16 protein-coding genes, 3 tRNA genes and 3 other RNA genes are annotated in these 16,469 nt (G+C 53.7%); 11 read left to right on the top strand and 11 right to left on the bottom strand.

Annotated elements, in window-relative coordinates; translation table 11 throughout:
- Positions 1-88 precede the first annotated feature (88 nt).
- The 6 genes from KUE00_RS13215 to KUE00_RS13240 all read left to right on the top strand — a co-directional run bounded on the left by KUE00_RS13215 (position 89) and on the right by KUE00_RS13240 (position 835).
- A non-coding RNA gene (locus KUE00_RS13215) (RtT sRNA) lies at positions 89-211 on the top strand.
- Between the two features lie 36 nt (positions 212-247).
- Positions 248-323, top strand: a tRNA-Lys gene (locus tag KUE00_RS13220).
- 13 nt (positions 324-336) lie between these two features.
- Positions 337-459: non-coding RNA, RtT sRNA (locus tag KUE00_RS13225), on the top strand.
- Positions 460-524: 65 nt separating this feature from the next.
- A tRNA-Val gene (locus tag KUE00_RS13230) sits at positions 525-600 on the top strand.
- A 4-nt stretch (positions 601-604) separates the two neighbouring features.
- Positions 605-680, top strand: a tRNA-Lys gene (locus KUE00_RS13235).
- A gap of 31 nt (positions 681-711) precedes the next feature.
- Positions 712-835, top strand: a non-coding RNA gene (locus KUE00_RS13240) — RtT sRNA.
- Positions 836-1,086: 251 nt separating this feature from the next.
- Here KUE00_RS13240 and KUE00_RS13245 read toward each other — a convergent pair.
- Positions 1,087-2,538, bottom strand: a complete 1,452-nt coding sequence (locus KUE00_RS13245) for an AlkA N-terminal domain-containing protein (protein WP_246760591.1) — start codon at positions 2,536-2,538, stop codon at positions 1,087-1,089.
- Between the two features lie 167 nt (positions 2,539-2,705).
- Here KUE00_RS13245 and KUE00_RS13250 point away from each other — a divergent pair, with 167 nt between their 5' ends.
- The 3 genes from KUE00_RS13250 (at position 2,706) to pnuC (ending at position 5,118) form a co-directional block, all read left to right on the top strand.
- A complete protein-coding gene (locus KUE00_RS13250; protein ID WP_246760366.1) occupies positions 2,706-3,203 on the top strand; it encodes a methylated-DNA--[protein]-cysteine S-methyltransferase in 498 nt (165 codons plus the stop codon).
- A 132-nt stretch (positions 3,204-3,335) separates the two neighbouring features.
- A complete protein-coding gene (gene nadA, locus KUE00_RS13255; protein WP_246760367.1) occupies positions 3,336-4,376 on the top strand; it encodes a quinolinate synthase NadA in 1,041 nt (346 codons plus the stop codon).
- Positions 4,377-4,404: 28 nt separating this feature from the next.
- Positions 4,405-5,118, top strand: coding sequence for a nicotinamide riboside transporter PnuC (pnuC, locus tag KUE00_RS13260; RefSeq protein ID WP_246760368.1), 714 nt, complete (start codon positions 4,405-4,407; stop codon positions 5,116-5,118).
- Here the strand turns inward: pnuC and zitB are convergent.
- Positions 5,115-6,056 carry a CDF family zinc transporter ZitB gene (zitB, locus tag KUE00_RS13265; protein ID WP_246760369.1) on the bottom strand — a complete coding sequence of 314 codons (942 nt, stop codon included), beginning with the start codon at positions 6,054-6,056 and terminating at the stop codon, positions 5,115-5,117. The genes pnuC and zitB overlap by 4 nt on opposite strands.
- Before the next feature lie 177 nt (positions 6,057-6,233).
- Positions 6,234-6,578, bottom strand: a complete 345-nt coding sequence (locus KUE00_RS13270; RefSeq protein ID WP_246760370.1) for a YbgS-like family protein — start codon at positions 6,576-6,578, stop codon at positions 6,234-6,236.
- 292 nt (positions 6,579-6,870) lie between these two features.
- Here KUE00_RS13270 and aroG point away from each other — a divergent pair, with 292 nt between their 5' ends.
- Entirely contained in the window at positions 6,871-7,923 is a 1,053-nt protein-coding gene (aroG, locus tag KUE00_RS13275) for a 3-deoxy-7-phosphoheptulonate synthase AroG (RefSeq protein ID WP_246760371.1), read from the top strand.
- A gap of 93 nt (positions 7,924-8,016) precedes the next feature.
- On the opposite strand, the gene gpmA is transcribed toward aroG, so the two are convergent.
- The 8 genes from gpmA to modE all read right to left on the bottom strand — a co-directional run bounded on the left by gpmA (position 8,017) and on the right by modE (position 16,074).
- Positions 8,017-8,769 (bottom strand): 2,3-diphosphoglycerate-dependent phosphoglycerate mutase, encoded by a 753-nt coding sequence (gene gpmA / locus KUE00_RS13280; RefSeq protein WP_246760372.1) that lies wholly within the window; start codon positions 8,767-8,769, stop codon positions 8,017-8,019.
- Between the two features lie 146 nt (positions 8,770-8,915).
- A complete protein-coding gene (gene galM / locus KUE00_RS13285; protein WP_246760373.1) occupies positions 8,916-9,950 on the bottom strand; it encodes a galactose-1-epimerase in 1,035 nt (344 codons plus the stop codon).
- Positions 9,944-11,092, bottom strand: coding sequence for a galactokinase (galK, locus tag KUE00_RS13290; protein ID WP_246760374.1), 1,149 nt, complete (start codon positions 11,090-11,092; stop codon positions 9,944-9,946). The genes galM and galK overlap by 7 nt, the downstream gene beginning before the upstream one ends.
- 2 nt (positions 11,093-11,094) lie before the next feature.
- Positions 11,095-12,141, bottom strand: coding sequence for a galactose-1-phosphate uridylyltransferase (galT, locus tag KUE00_RS13295; protein ID WP_246760375.1), 1,047 nt, complete (start codon positions 12,139-12,141; stop codon positions 11,095-11,097).
- A 435-nt stretch (positions 12,142-12,576) separates the two neighbouring features.
- Complete coding sequence (locus KUE00_RS13300; protein WP_246760376.1) at positions 12,577-12,906, bottom strand: hypothetical protein; 330 nt, start codon at positions 12,904-12,906, stop codon at positions 12,577-12,579.
- Positions 12,907-13,009: 103 nt separating this feature from the next.
- The gene (locus KUE00_RS13305; protein WP_343215886.1) at positions 13,010-13,426 is read right to left on the bottom strand and encodes a tlde1 domain-containing protein; all 417 of its coding nucleotides are present in this window, start codon (positions 13,424-13,426) and stop codon (positions 13,010-13,012) included.
- A 325-nt stretch (positions 13,427-13,751) separates the two neighbouring features.
- Complete coding sequence (modF, locus tag KUE00_RS13310; protein WP_246760378.1) at positions 13,752-15,218, bottom strand: molybdate ABC transporter ATP-binding protein ModF; 1,467 nt, start codon at positions 15,216-15,218, stop codon at positions 13,752-13,754.
- 76 nt (positions 15,219-15,294) lie between these two features.
- Entirely contained in the window at positions 15,295-16,074 is a 780-nt protein-coding gene (gene modE / locus KUE00_RS13315; protein ID WP_246760379.1) for a molybdenum-dependent transcriptional regulator, read from the bottom strand.
- A 143-nt stretch (positions 16,075-16,217) separates the two neighbouring features.
- Between modE and KUE00_RS13320 the strand changes: the two genes are divergently transcribed.
- Entirely contained in the window at positions 16,218-16,373 is a 156-nt protein-coding gene (locus KUE00_RS13320) for an AcrZ family multidrug efflux pump-associated protein (RefSeq protein WP_246760380.1), read from the top strand.
- Positions 16,374-16,469 lie beyond the last annotated feature (96 nt).

Here is a 16,469-nt window from a genome sequence, read left to right on the forward strand (position 1 = left end):
GGTCGTTAGCTCAGTTGGTAGAGCAGTTGACTTTTAATCAATTGGTCGCAGGTTCGAATCCTGCACGACCCACCACTTTAAAAGTGGTAACCGGTGTAAAGCGTGAAGGATTTGAACCTGCAGCAGGTTCGCGTTGAACAAGGTGAAACAACGTTGCACCGCAACGGGCCGAAAGGCCGAGGGACACCGAGTTATCCTGCACGACCCACCATTAATAAAGCAGTAACCAGCAGTAACCGCCAGATGCGGGTCGTTAGCTCAGTTGGTAGAGCAGTTGACTTTTAATCAATTGGTCGCAGGTTCGAATCCTGCACGACCCACCACTTTAAAAGTGGCAATCAGTGTTAAGCGTGAAGGATTTGAACCTGCAGCAGGTTCGGATTGAACAGAGTGAAACAACGTTGCACCGCAACGGGCCGGAAGGCCGAGGGACACCGAGTTATCCTGCACGACCTACCACTTTAAAAGTGGTAAGCGGTGTAAAGCGCAAAGACAGCGTTCTTTCGCTCAGGAAGTACCGAAGTGGGTGATTAGCTCAGTTGGTAGAGCATCTCCTTTACACGGAGGGGGTCGGCGGTTCGAGCCCGTCATCACCCACCACTTCGGGTCGTTAGCTCAGTTGGTAGAGCAGTTGACTTTTAATCAATTGGTCGCAGGTTCGAATCCTGCACGACCCACCAATGTAGAAAGGCGCCCTAAAGGCGCCTTTTTGCTATGCGTCATTCGTCAGGGTTCGAACCTGCAGCAGGTCGAGTCGACCAGAGGGAGACAGCGTTGCTGAAAGCAACGACCCGAAGGGCGAGGCTTTAGCCGAGTCATCCTGCACGACCCACCAGTGTAGAAAGGCGCCCTAAAGGCGCCTTTTTGCTATTCGTTATTCGTCAGGGTTCGCCCCCTCTCTTTCTTTATGCTGCTACAGCACCTTTTCAGTCTCAGTTGCCGCTTGTCATACCATAAGCTTTCTGTGTCGGCTTAGTCTCACCGTAGCACTTGCACGGACTCAATTACTGGTACCGATCTCACTGCTTTTTACCGCAACACAATTGCCTGTCCAGCAGCAGACGCTAATCCGATTAAACCACCGCTTTAACGCTTCGCCAGCTTCACAGGCGTCAGGTTTTGCCAGATATGCATCACCGCGTAGCTTCGCCACGGGCGCCATGCTTCTGCCATCTGCTCCGCTTCCCTGGCCGTCACTCCGCCCAGGTTTTTCCTTATCACAATATCTGCTGCCGGAAACGCATCTGGCCAGCGCAAGGCTCGCAACGCAATATAGTGCGCTGTCCAGTCACCAATCCCGGGCAACGCCGTCAACCGGGCTATCATCTCTTCTGGCTGGGCGGCAGAGCCAACCAGCTCTCCTCGCGTACTGGCATCTGCCAGCGTCAGCAGCGTGCTGGCGCGTGCGCGGACGATGCCCAGACCGGCTATCTCCTCAGGCGTGCTTAGCGCCACCGCAGAAGCTTCTGGTGATAAATGCGTGAGTTCAGGAAAAGGCGTAGCGAAAGCTTCACCAAAAGCGCCAGCAAAACGCCCGCTAAGGGTCGTGGCGGCTTTGACCGTAACCTGCTGCCCTAATACTGCCCGTACCGACATTTCGAAAATGTCGAACGCCCCAGGCACGCGTAATCCTGGATTTTTTTGCAGGCTCGGGCCCAGCAAAGGATGCTGGCCCAGTCGATCGGCAATCGCCGCCGGATGCGCATCAAGATCGAACAGATTTCGTAACCGCCTGATCAAGGCCGACAAAACCGGCGTTAACGAGTGGGTAAACTCAACCTGCAATGAATCTTCTGATTTGGTCACGCGGATCCAGCCTGTGTGCTCGCCAAGACGAACCGTACGCGCATAGCTAACACTGTCCACCGCCTCCACGCCTTTTAACGTTCGCTGGCGTAGAAAATTCAGCAGGGCTTCCCAGTCGAAAGGCGGCCTGTAGTGTAATTGCAGCGTAGAAGTTTCCCGCCTGCCCGAAACAAGGTCCTGCTTGCGCAGGCGGCTGGGCGGCATCCGGTAACGCTTGTTAAACTCGTCGTTAAACCGCCGCAGGCTGTTAAAACCGCTGGCAAGCGCAATGTCGATAACAGATAACGTGGTTTCGGTAAGGAGCTGCTTCGCCAGCAGTAGCCGACGGGTCTGTTTCAGCTCCAGCGGCGAAACGCCAAGCTCTTTATGCACAATACGCCGCAACTGCCGCAGACTAAGAGAAAAGCGAGCAGCAAGCGTTTCCAGACTGGCATTCTCTTCCAGCACCCCATCAGCGATATATTCAAGCAGGCTATCCGCAATACGGCGGCTGCTGTCTACGGGGGCATTTCCCGGTGCCAGCTCGGGGCGACAGCGCAGGCAAGGACGAAAATGCGCTTTTTCAGCAGCGGCGGCGCTGTCAAAAAATAAACAGTTTTTTGCCAGCGGCGCTTTCACCGGGCAAACCGGACGACAGTAAATCCCCGTTGAAATCACGCCTACGTAGAAAACGCCGTCAAAACGACCGTCGCGTGAAGTAAGCGCGCTATACGCAACCTGTGCATCAATCATTATCTCTTCCCGCCAGCTCTCTTTCAGGCAGATTAAGCGGCTTTCCACCCACGTGCCAGCCATTTTCGGACAGGTTACTATTTCACTCCGGTGACCGAAAACGGCTGGCGTGCGCAAAGATATCGCGGATAATAAACGCCTCAATCCACAGGAAAGGGAGCCGAAAGATGAACTATTTTTTTAAACTCATGCCGTCGCCGGTGGGCATATTAAAACTGATCGCCAGCGACAAAGGCCTTGCCGCTATCCTGTGGGAAAACGAGGATCCAAAACGCTATCGGCTTCCGGCCTTGCTGGCAGAAGGCTCACATCCTGTCCTGCTGGAAACCGAACGCCAGCTGACGGAATATTTTGCCGGGCAGCGCAGGCAGTTTACCGTTGCGCTGGATTTTGTGGGCACGGAATTCCAGAAAAAGGTTTGGGCGGCGCTGGTGGCTATTCCTTTTGGCGAAACCCGCAGCTACGGGGAAATTGCTCGCGCCATCGGCAATCCTGCCGCTGTCCGTGCGGTCGGTGCGGCTAACGGCAAAAACCCTATCTCTATTATTGCCCCGTGCCATCGGGTTATTGGCGCTAACGGCAAGCTGACCGGCTTTGCTGGCGGTCTACAGGCCAAAGCTTTTTTATTAAAAATAGAAACGACCGATAACTTTCAGCTAAGTTAATGCAGTAAAAAAGTCAGCGACAGCGGCGAAAGATTCGGCTATCTTGTTTAGCATACAAAACAAACCGGGCGGAATAACGCGAGCAGAACGTTATAACCGCCACTCTGGTTAAGTTGATAAAACGAGAGCCGCGTGATGAGCCTGATGTTCGATCCCGAAACCGCTATCTATCCTTTTCCCCCCAAGCCCGCCCGTCTGACGCCCGATGAAAAGCAGTTTTACCGCGATAAAATCAAACGGCTGCTGAAAGAGCGCGATGCCGTAATGGTGGCGCACTACTATACCGACCCGGAAATCCAGGCGCTGGCGGAAGAAACCGGCGGCTGCGTGGCGGACTCGCTGGAAATGGCGCGTTTCGGCAGTCAGCATCAGGCTTCTACGCTACTGGTCGCCGGCGTTCGTTTTATGGGGGAAACGGCCAAAATCCTTAGCCCTGAAAAAACCATTCTGATGCCGACGCTTCAGGCGGAATGTTCGCTGGATCTGGGCTGTCCGATTGATGAATTTACCCGTTTTTGCGATGCGCATCCTGACCGTACCGTGGTGGTTTACGCTAACACTTCTGCGGCGGTGAAAGCGCGAGCCGACTGGGTTGTTACCTCCAGTATTGCCGTTGAGCTGATTGAACACCTGGATAGCCTGGGCGAAAAAATTATCTGGGCACCTGACAAGCATCTTGGCCGCTATGTTACGCGCCAGACAGGGGCAGATATCCTGTGTTGGCAAGGTGCCTGCATTGTGCATGACGAGTTCAAAACCCAGGCCCTTATGCGGATGAAGGCGCTCTATCCGGACGCCGCGGTTCTGGTTCATCCGGAATCGCCGCAGGCCATTGTCGATCTGGCGGACGCGGTCGGCTCAACCAGCCAGCTGATTAAGGCGGCCAGAACGTTGCCGCAACAGCAGATGATTGTCGCCACCGATCGCGGCATTTTTTATAAAATGCAGCAGGCCTGTCCGGATAAAGAGCTGCTGGAAGCGCCAACGGCGGGCGAGGGGGCAACCTGTCGCACCTGCGCGCACTGTCCGTGGATGGCGATGAATGGCTTACAGGCTATTGCGCAAGGCCTGGAGTATGGCGGCAGCGAACATGAAATTCATGTTGATGCGGCGCTGCGTGAAGCCGCGTTGCTGCCGTTGAATCGTATGCTAACCTTTGCTGCAACGCTATAACCTCTGATTTCAGGAACAAGGTGCCAACATGGATTTTTTCAGCACGCAAAATATTCTGGTTCATATTCCTCTGGGCACGGGCGGCTACGATCTTTCGTGGATAGAAGCGATCGGCACGCTGGCCGGTCTGCTTTGCATCTGGCTCGCCAGCCGGGAAAAAAACATTAACTATGCTTTTGGCCTGATTAACGTCACGCTGTTTGCCGTGATATTTTTTCAGATCCAGCTTTACGCCAGCCTGTTGCTCCAGCTGTTTTTCTTTGCCGCCAATGTTTACGGCTGGTATGCATGGACCCGCCAGACCACGGAGAATCAGCAGGCGCTGCAAATCCGCTGGCTGGGCCTGCGCAAAACGCTGGTCTGGCTGGTAGTAAGCGTTGTGGCGATTGCGCTAATGACGCGCTATATCAACCCGGTATTTGCATGGCTAACGGAGATCGCCGTAAAGCTGATGCAGGGAATGGGACTGGCGGTAACCATGCCGCAGCTACAGCCGGACGCGTTTCCGTTCTGGGATTCATCTATGCTGGTGCTTTCCGTCGTGGCAATGATTCTGATGACGCGTAAATACGTAGAAAACTGGCTGCTGTGGGTGGTGATTGATGTGATTAGCGTAATGATATTTGCCCGCCAGGGCGTCTACGCGATGTCGCTGGAATATGCCATCCTGACGCTGATTGCGCTGAACGGCTCGTGGTTGTGGATAAAAAGCGCCCGTCGGGCGGGCGCCATGGCAAGTTAATGATGATGGTGGGCATGAGCGGGGTCATGTTCATGCCCGCTTTTTCCCCAGGCAAGCTCGCAGTCGCCGTCTTCACAACTCTGATACTCCATCTGCACCGTGGCATGTTCAATCTGGTAATGTTCATGCAGATAGTCATGGATGCGGTGCAGCAGCGCATCGTGATCGTAAGGCGGGATCACCTGGACATGCAGCGTAATAACGGGTTTTTCTCCGACCAGCCATAAATGCACGTGATGCACGTTACGCACCTCGGCAATGCCCTGCGTCAGCTTTCTTTTAAGCTTTTCTACGTCCATTTGCGGCGGCGTACCTTCCAGAAGCTCGTGGAAGCTCTCTTTCATCAATACCCACGCGCTGCGCAGCACTAATACCGCGACCAAAATCGACAGCAGTGGATCGACAGGTGTCCAGCCGGTAAACATAATGATCAGCGCGGCGGCAATCGCGCCGACGGAACCCAGCAAATCACCCATGACGTGCAGCGCAGCGGCGCGCACGTTAATATTTTTTTCTTCACTCCCGTGATGCAGTAGCCAGAACGACAGCAGGTTAGCCAGTAACCCCGCTACGGCGATACCCAGCATATAGCCGCTCGCTACCGGCTCTGGCTGCATAAAGCGGCGTACCGCTTCCCAGACAATCAGCGCCGTAATCACCATCAGAGCCAGCGCGTTGACGAAAGCGGCGAGCGTGGTAAGCCTTAACAAGCCAAAAGAGTGGCGGGCATTAGGTTTGCGGCTGGCAAACTGAACGGCCAATAAGGCCATCAGCAGCGCCGCCGCATCGGTGAGCATGTGGCCAGCATCCGCCAGCAGCGCCAGCGAGCCGGAAACGATGCCGCCAATAACTTCGGCCACCATAAAAACGACGGTTACTAAAAAAGCCGCCAACAGACGGTTGCGGTTTCCGCCGCTATGAGAATGCGAGTGCGCCATAAATATCCATTTTTCTAATAAACCAGCTTAATCATATCAATAAATTATGCGCCCGCGGCTATTCTCCGGCGAGCTTTTTAGTGCAGGCTTTTCTCTTTTTCAGACTGTTTGCCAGCAGGGAAGGCAAACCAATAAAAAAGGAGAGCCGTAGCTCTCCTCAGAATTCAGCGCACTTGCTTACTGCGTAGTGCCGTCAGTTTTGGTGTCTGCGCCTGGGCCAACTTTTTCATTGATATTCGGGCATTTGCCATCTTTACACTGGGTGTTTTTATCGATTTCATTTGCCGTCATTTTTTTCTTGGCGTGATGCTTCGTGGTCTTATGTTTGGTTGGCGTCGTTGCATCACCGGTATTGTTGATCTGGCTGTTATCAACGTGGTTAGGGGCCAGGTTTTGTTTGGCACCACCCGCAACCGCGCCAGCATCGGCGGCCTGGTTTGACGTGCCGTTACCGGCGATAGCCGCAGCGCTACCCAAAGACATTGCTGCTGTCAGGATTACAATTGCAAACTTTTTCATCATCTTACTCCATTAATTTTTGGCATATTGGCGAACCAAACCCTGCTTAAAAAGCGGTTTGCATAAAAAGGGTGGAGAGAAACTCTCCTTTCGCATGGATTGCCATCGTAAAGCGGGCGATCTCTATACGTTTTTTATAAATGTTAAGCATTAAAAGTGTAGTAAAAAGTGTCAAAACAGCAACTCGCGCTGATAATAATTTGCGCAAAGTTGATTTACAGCCTTACCCGCACGCGATAGATTGGTTGCGATGCGCCTGGTGTGCAGTACGGCTTAGTAAATATCTGGAAATATTATGAATTATCAGAACGATGACTTAAGAATTAAAGAAATAAAAGAACTTTTACCGCCTGTTGCGTTACTTGAAAAATTCCCTGCCACGGAAACGGCGGCAAAGACTGTTGCCGTTGCCCGTCAGGCGATCCATAACATCCTGCAAAAAACGGACGATCGCCTGCTGGTGGTGATTGGGCCATGCTCCATTCACGATACCACTGCCGCAACCGACTATGCCGCCCGCCTGCTGAAGCTGCGCGAAGAGCTGAGCGACTCGCTGGAAGTGGTGATGCGCGTTTATTTTGAAAAACCGCGTACCACCGTGGGCTGGAAAGGGCTGATTAACGATCCGCATATGGACAACAGCTATCAGATCAACGATGGTCTGCGTATCGCGCGCAAGCTGCTGCTTGATATTAACGATACTGGCCTGCCGGCGGCGGGTGAGTTTCTGGATATGATTACGCCACAGTATGTGGCCGATCTGATGAGCTGGGGCGCAATCGGCGCACGTACCACGGAATCGCAGGTGCACCGCGAGCTTTCTTCCGGCCTTTCGTGCCCGGTGGGATTCAAAAACGGTACGGACGGCACGATTAAAGTGGCTATCGACGCGATTAACGCGGCCAGCGCGCCACACTGCTTCCTGTCGGTAACCAAGTATGGTCATTCCGCCATCGTAGAAACCAGCGGCAATGGCGACTGCCATATTATTCTGCGCGGCGGCAAAGAGCCTAACTACAGTGCTGAGCACGTTAAAGCGGTGAAAGAGGGCCTGCAGAAAGCAGGGCTGGAGCCGCAAATCATGATCGACTTCAGCCATGCCAACAGCAGCAAGCAGTTTAAAAAGCAGCTAACGGTGGCGGATGACGTGGCGCAGCAGATTGCTGGCGGTGACAAGGCGATTATCGGCGTAATGATTGAAAGCCATCTGGTGGAAGGTAACCAGAGTCTGGAAAGCGGCGAACCGCTGGTTTACGGCAAAAGCGTGACCGACGCCTGTATCGGCTGGGAAGATACGGAAACCGTGCTGCGCCAGCTGGCCGATGCGGTGAAAGCGCGTCGCGGCTAGCACCTGCTTGACCTGAAAAAAATCCGCCTTTCGGCGGATTTTCTTTTCGGGTCAAAAAGCCTGTACGGCCTTTTCACCGGCACAACAGCTTTATTACTTCGCTTTACCCTGGTTTGCCACGGCCGCCGCTTTAGCAGCGATTTCGTCGGCATCACCCAGATAGTAGTGTTTGATTGGCTTGAAGTTTTCGTCAAACTCATACACCAGCGGCACGCCAGTTGGGATGTTCAGCTCAAGAATCTCTTCTTCGCTCATATTATCCAGATATTTCACCAGCGCGCGCAGCGAGTTGCCGTGAGCAGCGATGATCACTTTCTCGCCTTTCTTCATGCGCGGCAGGATGGACTCATTCCAGTATGGCAGCACGCGGTCGATGGTCAGCGCCAGGCTTTCGGTCGTTGGCAGCTGCTCGGCGGTCAGGGAAGCATAACGCGGGTCGTGGCCAGGGAAACGCTCATCGGCGCGATCCAGCTCCGGCGGCGTTACCGCAAAGCCGCGACGCCACTGCTTAACCTGCTCGTCGCCATATTTCTGCGCGGTTTCCGCTTTATCCAGACCCTGCAGCGCGCCGTAGTGACGCTCGTTCAGACGCCAGGATTTTTCAACCGGCAGCCAGACCTGATCCACTTCGTCAAGAATGTTCCACAGCGTGTGGATGGCACGTTTCAGCACGGAGGTATAAGCGAAATCGAAGGTGAAACCCTCTTTTTTCAGCAGCTGACCCGCTGCTTTCGCTTCGGTACGCCCTTTATCGGAAAGATCAACATCGTACCATCCGGTAAAGCGGTTTTCGTTGTTCCACTGGCTTTCGCCGTGACGTACCAGAACCAGCTTAGTTACAGCCATAGCTTAACTCCTTAATAATCTGACGTTTCTAAGATAATGATAAAGCGAAAATTGCCGACGCAATTCTAACTGGCCATTACCATAGCGGAAATCTTCATCGCAGGTAAGCCCGCGGCCTACGCGATGCACGTTTTTCATGCGTTTAATCAAACTGCCGTTAGGCGGTAGCGCGTCACGGACTGATACGATTCACCTGGCTGTAGCCAGCAGTCGGGCTGCGGCCATTCGGCATGATTAGGCGAGTCGGGCAGAAACTCGCTTTCCAGCGCTATACCCTGAAAGGCAGTATAGACGCCCTGTTCCCGAGCCGGTGTGCCTTCCAGATAATTACCTGAATAGAGCTGTAGCGCGGGTGCGGTGGTAAAGACGCTAAGCTTTAACCTGCCGTCGGCCGACCACAGCTCGGCGTTGGGAGCATCCCTGTCGGTGCTGTTCAGCAAGAAGGCGTGATCGTAGCCTTTAACCGCCCGCTGATCGCTATCCAGCAGGAAGTCGCGCGCCACGCTTTTCGCTTCTCTGAAATCGAATCCCGTATCGGTTACGTCGGTAAGCTCGCTGTTGGGGATGCCTTCACTGTCGACCGGCAAATAGTAGTCGGCATGCAAACGCAGTCGATGATGGCGCGCGTCGGCATGCTCCGCATCCAGGTTGAAATAGGCGTGATTGGTCAGGTTGACCGGACAGGCTTTATCCACCGTTGCGTGATAATGAATAGAGAGCGTGTTGTCATCTTCCAGACGGTAGAGCAGCGTCACGGTCAGGTTACCCGGATAGCCCTGGTCGCCATCGGGCGAATGAAGTTGATACTCCACCTCCTGGCAGGCCTGGCGCACGATCTGCCAGCGACGACTGTTAAACCCGTCTGGGCCGCCGTGAAGCTGGTGGCTGCCCTGATTGGCCACCAGCTGCCAGCTTTTGCCCTGGTGACTGATAGTCGCACTGGCGATGCGGTTGGCATAGCGTCCTACCGTCGCGCCAAGGTAAGCGGTCTGATTAAGATAGTCAGAAGGCGTGGCGCAGCCCAGCAGCGCCTCGCGCACGCTGCCATCCTTCATCGGAACGCGAGCGGAAAGCCAGGTTGCGCCCCAGTCCATAAAAGTGACGACCATTCCGCCCGCGTTGCGCAGCGTGGTGATACGCCACGGCTGGCCGTCAGGCGCGTGGGCTTTGTCGGTCAGCATTGGCTTGCACCCTCAGAAGCTTTGCAAACGTAAAAGGTTTCTTTGATGCCGGACTGCGCTTCATACTGCTGTGCAACCGCCGCCTTCACGCTATCGACCAGGTCCAGCGGCATCAGCGCTACCACGCAGCCGCCAAAGCCGCCGCCGGTCATGCGCACGCCGCCGCGCTCGCCAAGGGTGGTTTTCACGATGTCGACCAGGGTGTCGATTGGCTTCACGGTAATTTCGAAGTCGTCGCGCATAGAGGCGTGCGACTCCGCCATCAGCACCGCCATGCGCGCCAGGTCGCCTTTCGCCAGCGCGTCGGCGGCTTCCAGCGTGCGGGCATTTTCCGTCAGGACGTGACGCACGCGTTTGGCTACCAGCGGCTCCAGCTCGTGCTCCATCGCAGCAAACTGCGCCAGCTCAACGTCGCGCAACGAGGTTTTACCAAAGAATTTTGCGCCCGCTTCACACTGCTGACGACGGGTATTGTATTCACTGCCTACCAGGTTACGACGGAAGTTAGAGTTGATAATCACCACGGCGATATCTTCCGGCATCGGCACCGGACGCGTCCCCAGCGTACGGCAGTCAAGCAGCATAGCGTGATCTTTCTCACCCAGCGCTGAAATCAGCTGGTCCATGATGCCGCAGTTACAGCCGACAAACTGGTTTTCCGCTTCCTGGCCGTTAACGGCAATTTGCGCGCCGTCCAGCGGCAGATCGTACAGATGGCGGAACACGGTACCGACCGCCACTTCCAGCGAAGCGGAAGAGCTCAGACCCGCGCCCTGCGGCACGTCGCCTGCAATTACCATATCTACGCCGCCAAAGTCGCCGTTGCGCTTTTGCAGGTGTTTTACCACGCCGCGCACGTAGTTTGACCACATCTGCGTGTCATGCGGAACAATCTCTTCATCCAGCGAGAAAATGTCTTCCTGATTTTCATAATCGGCGGCGATGACGCGCACTTTGCGGTCGTCGCGCTTTGCGCAGGCGATCACGGTCTGATAGTCGATAGCGCAGGGCAGTACAAAGCCATCGTTATAATCGGTATGCTCGCCGATCAGGTTAACGCGGCCCGGGGCCTGAATCATCTGCGGGGCGGCATAGCCAAATTTTTCACTGAAAATCTGTTGGGTCAGGGCTTTTAAAGTCATGGTTATGCTCCGGTCTCGCGGAAATGAATATCGCTAACGGCACGCAGACGCTCGGCAGCCTGCTCCGCTGTTAAATCACGTTGGGTTTCGGCCAGCATTTCGTAACCGACCATAAATTTGCGTACCGTCGCGGAACGCAGCAGTGGCGGATAAAAATGGGCGTGCAGCTGCCAGTGATCGTTGGCATCGTCGTTAAAAGGTGCGCCGTGCCAGCCCATCGAATAGGGGAAAGAGCACTGGAACAGGTTGTCATAGCGGCTGGTTAACTTCTTCAGCGCCACGGCCAGATCGCTGCGCTGCTCGTCCGTTAAGTCCGTCAGGCGTTTAACGTGCGCTTTTGGCAGCAGCAGCGTTTCAAACGGCCAGGCCGCCCACCACGGCACCACGGCCAGCCAGTGTTCGGTCTCAACCACGGTACGGCTACCGTCGTTCAGCTCGCGACGCGTGTAATCCACCAGCATCGGCGACTGGTGTTTTGCAAAATAGGCACGCTGTAAATCGTCCTCGCGCTTAGCTTCGTTAGGCAGAAAACTGTTAGCCCAGACCTGACCATGCGGATGCGGATTAGAGCAGCCCATCGCTGCGCCTTTGTTCTCAAAAACCTGCACCCAGGGATAGTGCTGGCCCAGGTCTGCGGTCTGTTCCTGCCAGGTACGCACAACATCTTCCAGCGCGGTGACGGAAAGCTCCGGCAGCGTTTTGCTGTGGTCCGGCGAGAAGCAGATGACGCGGCTGGTGCCGCGCGCACTTTCACAGCGCATCAACAGATCGTCGCTTTCCGGCGCGTCCGGCGTATCGGTCATCAGCGCGGCGAAGTCGTTGGTAAACACATAGGTGCTGCTGTAGTCCGGATTTTTATCGCCGGTGATGCGTGTATTGCCCGCACACAGGAAACAGTCCGGATCGTGCGCGGGCAGCTTCTCGTGGGAAGGCGTTTCCTGCGCGCCCTGCCATGGGCGTTTGGCGCGATGCGGAGAAACCAGAATCCACTGGTCAGAAAGCGGGTTGTAACGGCGATGAGGGTGATCGACCGGATTGAATTTTTGCATGTTAAGTCCTGATAAAACCGGGTAAGGGCAAGCCTGTAAGAAAAATAGCACAGCGCAGCGCAATAAAGCGTGATCGAGTGTGAATAAATGGAATCGTTTACACAAGATGAAAATTCCTTAAAGTCAGGCTTTATGGCTGGAAAATCCATAGCGGCCCGGCCTTTATCGCCTTCTTGTGGTAGCGGTTACACCTGATATCAGCAGGTTATTTACGCTGTTGAAATATGAAAGGAAAAGGGATTTTCAGAATAATCGGTCTGTGCTGGTAGCGTTTGCCCATTGATGGAGCAAACTTTGTACCAGCAAGCCCTGGCCACCTGCGAGCAAGATTGTGCTCCAAAAGGAGACCGGAACGTATAAGAGGCACGCTGGTGCCTCAATCGGCGAGGTAACGGAATAAAAAATCCCTCCGGTTAAACCTGAGGGATAAAAAAATTAAAACTCGCGCTTCACGATAATATATCCGTTATATCTCACGCCGCACTCGTAATCATTAGCTATAGCGGAAACTAAAAATATGTTTTCCTGACCTGTTTTATTCCGGATCGAAAACTTTATGATTAAATTTTCCGGGTGGCTTTCGCTATAAATATTCATGTAATCTTTAACTGAAAGCCATTTATCCGGATTGGCTCGATATCTTTCCAGCGCATAATGTCTGGCCAGCGCTTCGCTTACGGGTTCATTATATAATAATTCGGTGCGGATTTTTTCTTTATCAATGCTGTTTGGATCTACTCCCATATTGTTGAACATATCATCCATTAGCGCAATACCTGTGCTGGACAGGGGGGATTTACAGTTATTATCCTTAACCTGTTTGGCAGAGCAGTTGATGCTTAATAATATAAAAAAAAAATGACATATTTCATATTACTATTAATTCCTTGTCCAGACTGTTCCATATAAGATTACGAAAATCCCTGTCGAGAATGATACAGCCATTTGAAGCCGTACCGGGATTCTTTCTACTCTCGCCATGAATCAAAAAACCATCCCGGCCACACATGCTATTATCCGGATACGGCTTTAATCTTAGCGTAAATGGCCCTGCTTTTCGATGCGTGAAAGGAACACCAACTATCCTGTATCTCCCTCTGGGCAGCGGGCCTCTGTTTCTCAAACATTCATAATCAGGGTTGTTTTTATAGCCTGGTGCTCCCGCATATCTGGCTTGAAATTTTAATTTGCCGTTAAGATAGAAGTTCTTACTCGTTACGTTATAAGTCCATGCCATAATTTTATATCCTTTTTTAAATACACGCTGTCCTTTGAGCCTGCGCATATAGCATCTAACAGGATCTGTTAAAATTCCAGTGGAGAGCGCCCGGAAATAAATCAAGTATGATCTGCATCAGACAAAAGTTGACTTTATCTATAACTGGCGTACTTTCACTATAGTTTAGGGGGCGTGCGTATATAAATTAATAAATTTTCAGCCTGTTCTTTGACTTTAGGTTCTGAATATAGCCGCGAAAGCTAATATTATTAGACTGGTTATAATGTCGAGGGTCACCCTGATTTTTTTGCTATAAATATCATTTCTTACTTTTGAAAAAGGCAAAAGTGCCGGAAAACCGGCACCTTTTATCGCTGGCGGGCGTGATAAGTTACAGGGCGTCCAGCTGATAGCGATAATTCTCGCCTTCCGGGACGAAGGTCAGGCGATGGGTAATACACTGCGGCGCGTCTTCAGCATGATGCGAAACAAACAGCAGCTGCGTTGCGCCTTCGCCAATCAGCACATCAACAAAGCGGCGCACCAGCTGACGGTTAATGGAATCCAGACCCTGTAAGGGTTCATCCAGAATCAGCAGGGCAGGATGCTTAACCAGCGCGCGGGCAATCAGCACCAGCCGCTGCTGTCCCCAGGAAAGGCTGTGAAAAGGCGCATCCGCTACCGCGCTCATCCCTAATACCTGCAGCCACTGGCGGGCCAGGCTCTGCTGGCGATCGGAAACGGCCTGGTAGATGCCGATAGAATCAAAATAGCCGGAAAGGATGACGTTGCGCACGCTGCTGCTGACGCGGTAATCCAGATGCAGGCTGCTGCTGACGTAGCCAATGTGCTGCTTGATATCCCAGATGGTCTCGCCGCTGCCGCGACGGCGGCCAAACAGCGTTAGATCGTTGCTGTAGCCCTGAGGGTGATCGCCCGTCACCAGGCTAAGCAGCGTTGATTTCCCCGCGCCGTTTGGGCCAACAATTTGCCAGTGCTCGCCAGGATTTACCGTCCAGTCAAGATGGTTAAGAATGGCCCGATCGTTATAGGAGACGACGCCGTCACGCAGTACAATCAGCGGCGCTCCGGCAGGCAGGGTATGCTTTGCCGAAGCGTCGTCCGCTTCCGGCAGCGTCATCCCCTGTAAGTTTTCGCTGTGCGCCAGCTGTGCAACCAGCGCTTCGGCAAGAATCGCTTCCCGAGGCCCAACGTGCGTTAGCTCGCATTCCGCCAGCACGCCAACCTGCTCAACAAAATCGGGAATATCGTCAAAGCGATTCAGCACCAGCACTACTGTGTAGCCCTGCTGGTGCAGCTGCGCCAGCACCTGAGCCAGGTTGGCGCGCGAAGCCACATCCAGCCCGTCAAAAGGCTCGTCAAGCACCAGCAAATCGGGTTCAGCCATCAGTGCCTGGCACAACAGGGCTTTACGCGTCTCACCTGTCGACAGATATTTAAAGCGGCGATCCAGCAAAGCCGTAATGCCGAAAAGCTCGGCCAGACGCTGGCAGCGGGCCGCGTCGTGGATCTCATCCTGAACGATCTCAGCCGTGGTACGTCCCGTATCTTCTTCATCAGGGCTCAGCATATCCGTATTGTTGCGCTGCCATTCTTCCGAGACCAGCTTTTGCAGCTGCTCCAGGGAAAGACGGGCGGGGCGGACGAACTGGTTGACCAGCGTTCCCTTAGCGGCGGTTAGCTCGCCAGCCAGCGCGCGCGCCAGAGAAGATTTGCCGCTGCCGTTTGCGCCAACGAATGCCCAACTGGCGCCTGCCTGGATGGTCAGCTCGTTCAGTAACAGCGTACGGGCCGCGCTAAGATGAAACGTGCCTTGCGAAATTTGCAACGTAGACATTGTTTATTCCATTTTATGCATTGTACCTGTCACTATTAATCGCCAGCGGCGGCCCTGTCAAACATGACTGACGCTTTCAGAGCAGCGTGGCGATAATTACCCGATCGGCATTAAAATGTGCTGTCACGGCGATGCCGGGCTGGAGTTTTTGTTCCTCTGCGCGCTGGTTGGGTAGCGTGGCGCAAAGTACCTCACCGCCGGGCAGAGTAACCAGCGCTTCGCTGTGGGTTTCGCCTTTTACCAGTTCGCTGAGCGTACCGCTGAGCTGGTTATCCGCAGCGGAGGCAGCCTGAGTGACGTCTATCCAGGGAGCTTTGATCAACACCAACACTTCCTTGCCGGTGGTCAGTTCCAGACGGTTAGCGCTCTGTTCCGTTAACGCTGCTTTGATACGCGTTGCGCCATCTGCCAGCAGTACCTCGACGTGCTGCTGCACGGTCTGAGCATCGCGCTGGACAATCGTTCCGAACAGCTGATTACGGGCGCTGGTTTGCAGCGAAAAGCGGGCGATGGCGCCTAATAAACTGCCCAGCGGCACGTCATCCTGCAACACGTCAAACGCCTTTTGCTGAATCTGTTCCATCAGGGCATAAAGCTGGATCAGCCTCTCACCATAGGCGGTTACCTGTGCACCGCCACCGCCTTTGCCGCCCGTTGCGCGCTCTACCAGCGTTCTGTCGGCCAGCTGATTCATTTCGTTAATCGCATCCCAGGCGCTTTTATAGCTGATGCCCGCCATTTTCGCGCCCTGGCTAATCGACCCGGTCAGGCCAATTTGCTTAAGTAGCTCAATACGACGGGGATCGGCAAACAGCCGCTGTTGCAGCTTTAAAATTAAGGAAAGTTCAGCCTGCATAAATGCTCCTGCAAAAAAGGGATAGCCAAATTGTACACGCTTGTGCGCCCGTAACGTAAAAACCGCGAAAACGCACAAAAGGTCAGTGCACTTTTTTGTTCCATGGATACAATAGTTTCTTTTATTCAATAAGGAAGAACGCCATGCTGGAATTACTGATTGGACTTGGGGAAGCAATCCTCATGGTACCCGTGGTGATGGCGATTATCCTTGGGCTGATCTACGGCCTGGGCGAAGTGTTTAACGTCATTTCTACTCTTGGTCACCGCAAAGACCAGCCAGCGAAAGATCGTCGCTAAAACCCCTTCCCGTACGCCCGGTTTTCGCCGGGCGTATTTTTTTGCGAGCCGTCTCAACTTCTGCCTTTTTTTGCCGATAAAGATCATGACACTGCC

The organism is Erwinia phyllosphaerae (assembly GCF_019132875.1).
Classification (GTDB): domain Bacteria; phylum Pseudomonadota; class Gammaproteobacteria; order Enterobacterales; family Enterobacteriaceae; genus Erwinia; species Erwinia phyllosphaerae.